Origin of the sequence: Xylophilus sp. ASV27 (assembly GCF_016428875.1) — a bacterium.
Lineage (GTDB): Bacteria > Pseudomonadota > Gammaproteobacteria > Burkholderiales > Burkholderiaceae_C > Xylophilus.
Window position 1 is genome coordinate 1 of sequence record NZ_JAELTO010000139.1, and the last position, 9,510, is coordinate 9,510.

A 9,510-nucleotide genomic window follows, 5' to 3' on the forward strand; every position below is an offset into this window, starting at 1 on the left:
CCCCCCCCCCCCCCCCCCCCCCCCCCCCCCCCCCCCCCCCCCCCCCCCCCCTCTTTTAGATGTGTATAAGAGACAGCGCTGGCCCAGGCGCTGGACGCCAACCGCGCCGCCGCGCCGCCGCCGCCGTCCGTCACCGCCGCCCCGCTGCCGACCTGGCTGGCGGCGCTGGCCGCCGCCTTCCTGGGCGGCCTGATCCTGAACCTGATGCCCTGCGTGTTCCCGGTGCTCGCGGTCAAGGTGCTGGGCTTCGCGCGCCATGGCGAGGACCGGCGCGGGCACCGCATCGCCGGGCTGGCCTACGGCGCGGGCGTGGTGCTGTCCTTCGCGGCGCTGGGCGGGCTGATGCTGGCGCTGCGCGCGGCCGGCGCGCAACTGGGCTGGGGCTTCCAGCTGCAGTCGCCGGCCGTGGTGGCGGCGCTGGCGGCGCTGTTCACGCTGCTCGGGCTGAACCTCGCGGGCGTGTTCGAGTTCGGCCTGCTGGCGCCGCGCGGGCTGGCCGCCACGCGGCTGCGCCACCCGGCGGCCGACGCCTTCCTGTCGGGCGTGCTGGCGGTGGCGATCGCATCGCCCTGCACCGCGCCCTTCATGGGCGCATCGCTCGGCCTGGCCGTGGGCCTGCCGGCGGCGCAGGCGCTGCCGCTGTTCGCGGTGCTCGGGCTGGGCATGGCGCTGCCCTACCTGGCCGCGAGCTGGCTGCCGGCCGTGGCGCGCGCGCTGCCGCGCCCGGGGCCGTGGATGGAGGTGTTCCGCCGGCTGATGGCCTTCCCCATGTTCGCCACCGTGGCCTGGCTGGTCTGGGTGCTGGGCCAGCAGAGCGGCATCGACGGCGCGGGCGCGCTGCTGGCGCTGCTGGTGGCGCTGGCCGCCGTGGCCTGGGCGCTGTCGCTGCGCGGCCGCACGCGCGCCGTGCTGGCCACGCTGTCGGTGCTGCTGCTGGCGGGGCTGGCCGCCGCGCTCGGCCCGCACGTCACGCGGCCGCTGCCCGAGGGCGGCCCGGCGCAGGCTGCTGCCGGCGAGCGCTGGCAGCCCTGGAGCGCGCAGCGCGTGGCGGAACTCACCGCCGCCGGCCGGCCGGTGTTCGTCGACTTCACCGCCGCCTGGTGCGTGACCTGCCAGGTCAACAAAAAGACCACGCTGTCGGACCCCGGCGTGCTAGCCGCGCTGGAGGCCCGGAACGTCGCGCTGCTGCGCGCCGACTGGACGCGCCAGGACCCGGCCATCACCGCCGCCCTGCGCGCGCTGGGCCGCAGCGGCGTGCCGGTCTACGTGCTGCACGCCCCCGGGCGCGCGCCGGTGGTGCTGGGCGAGCTGCTGTCGCGCGAGGCGGTGAAGGCGGCGGTGGCGGCGCTGTAGCGGGCGGCGTGGGCTTTGCTTGCCGCCGCCTGGTCGTCGAGCCAGTGCACCACGTCCCGGGGCGTGACGGCGTCATCGGGGGTGTGCGCATAGATGTGCGTCGTGCGCTCCTTGCGGTCGAACCAGATGGCTTCAGGGCGGCGCTGCGCGGGGCGCTCGCGTGCCAGGTAGACGATGGTGTCGGCGCCCTGCTCATGGTCGCGCAGCACTGATTTCAGGATCGCGACGAAGCGCGGCATGGAGCGGTTCACGCTGGCGGTATTCACCCAGCCCGGGTGCATGGCATAGAACCTCTGCTGCAGATGGGCCTGCTTCTCACGCCAGTAGGCCATCGCCATCACTTGCGCGCGCTTGGCCAGGCCGTAGGCGCGCGGGCCGGCATAGCGCTCCGGCTCGGTGATGTTCAGGTCGTCCACCACCATGCGGTGGTTGTACATGCCACCCGAGGAGACTTCGATCACCGTGGCGCCGTCCTTCAGGATGCCGTCCTCCAGCAGGCCCTTGAGCAGGATGTGATGGCTCAGGATGTTGGTCGCGAAGGACGTTTCCAGGCCCTCATCCGTCAGCACCATCTGGTGCTTCTGGATGCCGACGTTGTTGACCAGAACGTCGAGCTGCAGCCCTTCGTTCCTGATGTTCTCCAGCAAGGCATACACCTCGCGCATCCTGGAGAAGTCCGCAGTGAGATGGCGGATGGCAATCGGCGCCTTGACGCTGTGCGCGAAGGCCTCCAGCTTGCGGGCATCGCGCGCCACGCAGATCACGCGCGCGCCGCCTTCGGCGGCCTGGCGCGCGGCGCTGGCACCGATGCCCTCGGAGCCGCCGGTCACCAGCCAGGTCTGGTCGCCGAACTGGTTGGGCCGACGGCTCCACAGCAGGCTGCGCAGGTGGTAGCCGATCGCGCTGTAGCTTGGCGTGAACCGGAAGTAGAACTTGACGAGTTTGGACAGAGGTACTTTTGCCACCCTTGGACTCCTGGCGCCGCTCAGCGGCGCACCGGCTCCTGAACGGCGGCCAGCAGCGTGGGGCGGTCGTAGTACTCGCGCCAATGCGAGATCCTGCCGCCCACGAACTCCAGGACGCCCACGGTGGGGATGAAACGGCCAATGCCGTCGATGATGATCTCATCATTGCGCTCGACGAACAGCAGGCCGCCGGCCACCCCGATCGAGCGTATGTGCAGCTTCACCTGCTTGTTGGGTCTTTCGGTCTTGCGGATGCGGTCGAAGAAGTTCTCGCGGCCCTTGCAGGGCTCCAGCATGACCGAATGAAGAATGCCGTCTTCGGTCATGAGGTCGGCACACTGACGCCAGTGCTTTCGTTCCCAGGCGTCCTTCATCGTCATGAAGGTGCGGATCTTGGTTGCGTCGTCGCTTGCGATGGTCCCCATGAAAGCTCTTTCCCTCGTAGTGGCCCGCCATTACAGTCCCGGCAACCGGATTTATCCAATTGAAGGTCCCCCCTTTCCCAATGGATGAGAAGAAGCCCGCCGTGCTGGGCACCCAGAGCGCGAGCAAAGTGCTGCGGCTGTTGAGGATCGTGGGCGCCCATCACGCGCAGGGCATACGCCTGAAGGAGTTGATCGAGGCATCGCAGATCGACAAATCCACCGCGCACCGCCTGCTGGCGTGCCTGCTGGAGGAAGGCTTCGTGGAGCGCATGGGCGACTCCAAGATCTACCGGCTGGGCATCGAGCCGCTGCAATGGGGTTTCTCCTCCGCCGGGATGGATGCCGTGTCCGAGCGCTTCCGCCCCACCCTCATGCGACTGGCGCGCATCAGCAACGATGCCGTGTTTCTGATGGTCCGCAGCGGGGACTACGTGGTCTGCCTGAGCCGCGTGGAAGGCGACCATACGACACGCGCCTACGTCGTGGAGGTGGGCGTGCGCCGCCTGCTGGGCGCCAGCGCCGCGGGGATCGCCATCATGGCGCGCCTGCCCGAGACGGAGGTCCACCGGCTGCTGCAGCGCCACGAAGCCGAATATGCGCGGCAGCAAAGCACCACGGCGGAACTCAAGAGCGCCGTTCATCGTGCGCGCGTGCTCGGCTATTCGGAAATACGCAGTCCCCGCATCCATGCGGGCGGGGTGGGCTGTGCGTTCCTCATGGCGGAGGACTTCTGGGCCGGCCTGAGCATTGCCATCGCCGAGCATCGCGCGACACCGGAGCGCCTTAAGGAACTGGCGCAACTGCTGATGCGCGAAATCGCGCAGGTACAGACGGGTAGCGGTGGTTGAGAGCTTGACCACGGCCAAGACGTGCTCCACCCGGGCGCGCACTCCGCACTTGTTGCGCTTCTTCGCCCACTCGGACTCGTCGACCTCGCCCCTCTTGCGCACGCGCTGGTGGGTGAAGTCCATGGCCCGTGGAGCCTTCGAGCCGATCAATGCCCTCTGGGTGGCGCAGGCGCTGTCGCCGTAGACACGCTGCTCATTGCCGTGCAGCAGATCGGGCACCGGGTGCTTGTCGTGCACGTTGGCCGCCTTCACCACGGCGCCGTGGGCCAGTTCACTGCGACTGTCGACACCAATATGCAGCTTCATGCCGAAGTGCCAATGCTGGCCCTTACTTGTGCGTCTCCAGCAGGCGGCCAAACTTCAGCAGCGTCGTGCCATCGGGCACGCGCTCGCGCCCCAGGTCGATGCCCACGAAGCGCCGCAGCGCCGGGCTGCCCAGCAGGGCGTCTTCACAGGCCTGGTCGGCCAGGTTGAACCAGTGCTGAATGAAGTACATGCGCAGCATGCGCTCCAGCCCCACGGGCGGGCGTCCAGTGCCGGGCTTGGGGTAGTGCGGCTGGATCACTGCGCACAACGCCTGCCAGGGAACAATCTCATCGATCGTCGCCAGGAACACGTCGCGCCGCGTGGGGCGACGGTACTGTTCGAATCCAGCCTCTTGATCGGCCGCTGCTGCCAGGGTCTGTTGCTTCATCGGATCACAACGCATTCGACCCAATGATGGTGGAATTGTTCAGCGTTGCCTCAATTCCCCAGGGCGCCTAGCGCTCCCATGATCTCCTCTGCGTACAGCAGGCAGGCAAGGCCCCGGCCGTGTTTTTCGCGCCGCACCAGCGACAGCACGTTGCGGCTGAAGGCGCGGTCGCGGATGGGGCGGTAGACGAGCTGGCCGGCGTGGTATTCCTCGGCGATGTCGAACTTGCTGAGGAAGGCGATGCTGTCGCTGGCGGCGGCCAGGCGCTTCATGGTCTCGATGGAATTGGTGCGGAAGGCCGGCTCGGCGCTCAGCCCGGCCTGCGCGAAGGTGTCGGCGATGATGCCGTGGATCAGCATGGCGCGGTCGGCGAAGATCAGCGGGTAGGCGGCGCAGTGCGCCAGCGGTATCGCCTCCATGCCGGCCAGCGCATGGCGCGGCGAGACCACCGCACCCAGGCTGGTGTCCATCTCCCACAGGTTCTCGAGCTGCGGCGACGGCGCCAGGTTGAAGCCCAGGCCCAGGTCGGCGTCGCCGCCCAGCACCGCGGCCAGGATGTCGTGGGCCGGCATGATGCGGATCGACAGCTGGATCTGCGGGTGCTGCGCGTAGAAGCTCACCGCCGAGGCCGAAACGATGCCGCTGGCCAGGCCGGTCATCGTGGCGATGATCACCTCGCCACCCTGCAGTGTTTTCAGGTCGCGGATCTCGGCCTCGACCTGGCGGTACTCCAGCATGGTACGGCGCACATGTGCCAGCAGAATCTCGCCGGCCGGCGTGGGCCTCAGCCCCCGGGGCAGGCGCTCGAACAGCGGCTCGCCGATCTCTTCCTCGAGCTGCAGCACGTGCTTGTTGATGGCGGATGGCGCTACATGCAGGCGCTCGCCGGCCGCGCGGATGGAGCCGCAGCGGGCCACTTCGTCGATGTAGCGCAGCAGGCGCGAGTGCAGCATAGGGTGATCCCGGTTGCGCGTGCTCGAAAAGCGAGCGCTCTGCGCAGAAATCGCTACTTTTCAGAAGCGGTATTTTACGTTTTCATAGCACCTGTCGCGCAACGGAGCGGAGCAGCCCCCAAAGGCTGGCCAATCCCGCTCCGGAGCGGCGGCGCTGCAATCTTTGAGGCCCCTCGATGAGAACGACTGGCGTTCGTTGCAGTGCCCACCCTGTTCGGCCCAACGCCAATCGAACGAAAGCGAGATGCAACCATGTACCAAGAAGTCACCGAAAGAAACGTCCAGGTGTCCGGCCAGCAGGACTCCGCCGCCGCGCACGAAGCCCACGTGCGTGCCATTTTCGACATCCTGCACGGCAAGCGCGAGGCCGACCTGCTGCTGAAGAACCTGAACATCCTCGATGTGCACAGCGAGTCCGTCTACCAGGGCTCCATCCTGGTCTACGACAAACGCATCGTGGCGCTGAACCCCGATGAGGCGATCGTCAAGGTGCGCGAGGTGTTCGACGGCCAGGGCTTGTACGCCATCCCCGGCCTGATCGACGCGCACGTGCACTTCGAGGCGCAGCTGGCCCACCCGGTGGCCTTTGGCGAGGCTATCGTGCCTTGCGGCACGACGACCATCTTCTCGGAGTGCCTGGACTTCGTCAGCGCCGCCGGCCCCGAGGCCATGGAGGCCACCGAGGGCCTGTTCAAGGACTACAAGAATCTGCCGTACCGGGTGTTTGCCTTCGCCCCGGGCAAGAAGACCTCGGTGGCGGTGACCGATGCGCTGCTGAAGATGGAGCCGGTGATCGGCCTGGGCGAGCTGGCCCACCTGACCTACAGCGTGGGCAACGACGACGACTTCCGCAAGTCGGCACTGGGTCGGGCCAAGGGCGGCTTCATGAACACGCACTGGGGCGTGACCACGCTGTCCGACATGATGCTGAACTACATGCCGGCCATCGGCGCCTATGCCAACCATGATGTCTGGAAGGAAGACGACATTGAGAAGAGCGTGCGCTACGGCCTGCAGACGCAGATCAAGTTCGGCGTGGGCAGCCCCGAGGTGATCAAGACCATGCTGCGCGCCATCGTCAAGCGCAAGTGGCCCACCGACAACTTCCAGCTCTGCGCCGACAACATCTCGGTGGACCGCGTGCTGACCAAGGGCCACATGGACTGGATCGTGTCGCTGTGCGCCGAGATGGGGATAGCCCCCATCCAGGCGATCAAGATGGCCACGCTGCACACGGCGCGCGCCTTCAAGATGGACCGGCAGCTCGGCTCGCTGACGCCGGGGCGCTTTGCCGACATCGTGCTCACCGATAGTCTGTCCAGGATCAACCCGCGCTACGTGTTCAAGGACGGCGAGCTGGTCGCCCAGGACCGCCAGATGCTCAAGCGCGTCGAGATCGACTATTCCGGCATGGTCAAGCAGGCCCGCCCGGGCCTGGCCAACCTGGTGCCCGCACAGCTCGACCTGGCGCCGATGGAGATCTCGGCCGACGGCAAAGAGGCCAAGGTCTACCTGTTCGACGTCTACGGCCGCGGCCACGAGAAGTTCTTCCAGGAGGTGTGGGTGCCCTACGTGGACGGCAAGGTCGTGCCCGAGTACCAGGGCGTGAAACTCAACCGCATCTCGGTGGTACAGCGCTACGGCAACGGCCAGCGCCATGTGGTCAACGGCCTGTTCAAGGGCGTTTTCATCGAGCGCGGCGCGGTCGCCACCTTATGGCCGGCACCCAAGGCGTATTTCGTCGCCGTCGGCAGCGATAGCGCGGAGATGTGCCACTGCCTGCAGCAGGTCGATGCCCAGGTGGGTGGCTGCATCGTCACCGACAGTCGCGAGGTGAAGGCCAAATTGCCGCTGGACATCTACGGCGTGATGGCGAACATGGGCCTGGACGAGCTGGTGGCCGCCACCCGCGCCATCGATGCCGCGCTGGAGGATATGGGCAACCGCAACGAAGGCGAGCCGGTGGTGAACAAGCTGCTGACCCTGTTCATCTCGCTGGACCGCTTCGGGTTCATGGTGTGACGGGCCTGCGCTAGGCAGGCCAACCGGCGGGCGCCTCGACGCGCCCGCCGGGCAAAGACAAGAGATTCCCAAGGAGACAAGAATGATTCACCACGAGAAAGAAACCGGCATCGTCGACACCGGCAGTCTCAAGCGCCGCTGGATCACCTACGGCGCCGGCATCTACATCCTGACGCTGGGCGTGAGCCTGGCGATCCGCGCGGGCATCGGCATATCGCCCCAGAGCAGCCTCACGCGCACCATGACGCTGGTCTTTCCGCCCTTGAGCCAGGGCACCTACAACTTCATCCTGGAGTTGCTCATGCTGGCGCTGACCTACCTGGTGCTGCCCAAGGACTTCAAACTGAAGAATTTTGCCGCGCTGATCCCGGCCTTCGCGCTGGCGGCCTTCCTCGACCTGAACCTGACGCTTACCAAGTCCATCGTCCTGACCGAGTACGGGGCGCGGTTCTCGCTGCTGGCCTTTGCCGACGCCTTGCTCGCCTTCGGTCTGTTCCTGATGATCCGCGCCAACCTGGTGCTCATGCCCATAGACATGTTCGTGAACACCATCTTCAAGCGCACAGGCTGGAAGTGGGGCAACATCAAGACCGGCTTCGACTGCACGCTGCTGGTCATCTCCGCGCTGATCGGCGTCATCTGCCTGGGCGAGCCCAAGTTCATCCGCGAGGGCACCATCATCAACGCCATCCTCGTGGGCCAGTACATCAAGCTCTACTTCTTCCTGTTCAGGAAGCTGACGGCCCCCAAGGTGCCCGAGGATGCTGCCACGCCGCACATCGCGGGCAACTCCGCAAAATAGGTGCCACGGCGCTTTCTCCCAAACCGGTAGTGTCCAGGCGCGCACGCCGCCGTGCCTGCGGCAGGGCTTTGCCCATTTTTTGCAAGCAGCAATCTCAAGGACAACAAGGGGATGCGGATCATGAAGAAGAAAATCGCAATGGTTCTGGCTGTGGCTTCGTCTGGCGGCACGTGGGCGCAGAACGTCACGCTGTCCGGGCTGGTCGACGCCTATGTGGGCTCGATGCAGGCATCGGGCAGCCAGCGCGTGGCCGCTGTCAACTCGGGCGGCATGAGTACATCGTGGTGGGGGGTGGAGGGCAGGGAGGACCTGCGCGGCGGCCTGAAGGCGGAGTTCAAGCTCGCCGGCTATTTCCGCGGCGACACCGGCACACCGGGGCGCTTCAACGGCAACGAAACCTTCTTCAGCCGCAATGCCTTCGTGGGCCTGTCGGGCGACTTCGGCACCATCCGCCTGGGCCGCGACGGAGCGCCGAACTTCCTGCCGACAGCGCTCTTCAACGCCTTCGGCGACTCGTTCACCTTCTCGCCCATCATCCTGCACGGCGACGTGCCGCTGTACAACGGCACCGGCTGGGACTCGACCAATGCCGCCGACACCGGCTGGAGCAACCAGATCCGCTACACCACGCCGAATTTCGGCGGCCTCACGGCGAACCTGCACTACCAGTTTGGCGAGGCAGCGGGCGACAACAGCAAGCGCAACATCGGTGCGAGCTTCCTGTATTTCAACGGCCGCTTCGGCCTCGGCGGCTTCGCGCACCGGGTGCGCATGGACAACCCGCTGGCCGGCACCATAGGCCAGGTCAAGCTCGGCTTCTCGCAGCAGGATGCCTGGATGCTGTCGGGCAAGGCCGGATTCGGTCCTGTGAACCTGTATGCCAACTACGAGCAGACCAAGAACGACAACTACGCCGGCGATCCCGGCAATGCCAAGAGCAAAATCTGGAGCCTGAGCGCCGACTACGAGGTGGGCCAGGGCAAGCTGCTTGCGGCCTACGCCAACACCCGCTGGACGGGCTCGGCCGGCGTGGCGATTGCCGGCCTCAAGCGCGACACGCTCTCGCTGGGCTACGACCACACCCTGTCCAAGCGCACCGACCTGTACGCGGTGCTCATGAGAGACAAGATCACCAGCTACAACCGCGGCAACTCGTTCGCGGTGGGGGTACGGCACCGCTTCTGAGCGGCATGGATTGCGAGTGGAGTGAAACTGACAGCGTGCGGCGCTTAGAGCGGCTAACAAAAGCCTGTCATCGCCAAGCGCGGGATGCGCGTTGACGGTGCATGGGAAAGAAAAGAAACAAGGAAGTTAGCGCGGCGTTGTACAAAAAGATCAAGCCGTTGCTGCCAGTCGTGAAGCCTTCGCCCAAGGGAGGCAGACCGCGACTGAGTGACGAATTGGCCCTCAATGGCATTCTTTTTGTGCTGTGCACGGGCATCCCCTGG

8 protein-coding genes and 2 pseudogenes are annotated in these 9,510 nt (G+C 66.4%); 6 read left to right on the top strand and 4 right to left on the bottom strand.

Features of this window, described 5'->3' with window-relative positions; genetic code table 11:
* Positions 1-75: 75 nt before the first annotated feature.
* Positions 76-1,353 (top strand): annotated as a pseudogene (locus JHD63_RS20260) (protein-disulfide reductase DsbD family protein); the annotation flags it as partial.
* On the opposite strand, the gene JHD63_RS20265 reads toward JHD63_RS20260, so the two are convergent.
* Together JHD63_RS20265 and JHD63_RS20270 are read right to left on the bottom strand one after the other, a co-directional pair.
* Positions 1,263-2,318 (bottom strand): SDR family NAD(P)-dependent oxidoreductase, encoded by a 1,056-nt coding sequence (locus tag JHD63_RS20265; protein WP_198972613.1) that lies wholly within the window; start codon positions 2,316-2,318, stop codon positions 1,263-1,265. The pseudogene JHD63_RS20260 and the gene JHD63_RS20265 overlap by 91 nt on opposite strands.
* Before the next feature lie 20 nt (positions 2,319-2,338).
* Positions 2,339-2,743, bottom strand: coding sequence for a limonene-1,2-epoxide hydrolase family protein (locus tag JHD63_RS20270; RefSeq protein WP_198972614.1), 405 nt, complete (start codon positions 2,741-2,743; stop codon positions 2,339-2,341).
* Positions 2,744-2,823: 80 nt separating this feature from the next.
* Between JHD63_RS20270 and JHD63_RS20275 the strand changes: the two genes are divergently transcribed.
* Complete coding sequence (locus JHD63_RS20275) at positions 2,824-3,591, top strand: IclR family transcriptional regulator (protein ID WP_198972615.1); 768 nt, start codon at positions 2,824-2,826, stop codon at positions 3,589-3,591.
* Here JHD63_RS20275 and JHD63_RS20280 read toward each other — a convergent pair.
* Together JHD63_RS20280 and JHD63_RS20285 are read right to left on the bottom strand one after the other, a co-directional pair.
* A pseudogene (locus JHD63_RS20280) lies at positions 3,532-4,285 on the bottom strand (transposase); the annotation flags it as partial. The gene JHD63_RS20275 and the pseudogene JHD63_RS20280 sit on opposite strands and share 60 nt — an antisense overlap.
* A gap of 50 nt (positions 4,286-4,335) precedes the next feature.
* Entirely contained in the window at positions 4,336-5,238 is a 903-nt protein-coding gene (locus tag JHD63_RS20285; RefSeq protein WP_198972616.1) for a LysR family transcriptional regulator, read from the bottom strand.
* Between the two features lie 252 nt (positions 5,239-5,490).
* On the opposite strand from JHD63_RS20285, the gene JHD63_RS20290 reads away from it, so the two are divergent.
* From JHD63_RS20290 to JHD63_RS20305, 4 genes are all read left to right on the top strand, one after another.
* Positions 5,491-7,260: an adenine deaminase C-terminal domain-containing protein gene (locus JHD63_RS20290; RefSeq protein ID WP_198972617.1), complete on the top strand. Its 1,770-nt coding sequence runs from the start codon at positions 5,491-5,493 to the stop codon at positions 7,258-7,260.
* 82 nt (positions 7,261-7,342) lie between these two features.
* Positions 7,343-8,062 carry a YczE/YyaS/YitT family protein gene (locus JHD63_RS20295; protein ID WP_198972618.1) on the top strand — a complete coding sequence of 240 codons (720 nt, stop codon included), beginning with the start codon at positions 7,343-7,345 and terminating at the stop codon, positions 8,060-8,062.
* Positions 8,063-8,182: 120 nt separating this feature from the next.
* A complete protein-coding gene (locus JHD63_RS20300) occupies positions 8,183-9,247 on the top strand; it encodes a porin (protein ID WP_233168487.1) in 1,065 nt (354 codons plus the stop codon).
* A 101-nt stretch (positions 9,248-9,348) separates the two neighbouring features.
* Positions 9,349-9,510 (top strand): transposase (locus JHD63_RS20305; protein WP_198972620.1); only part of this gene is annotated, 162 nt, incomplete at its 3' end.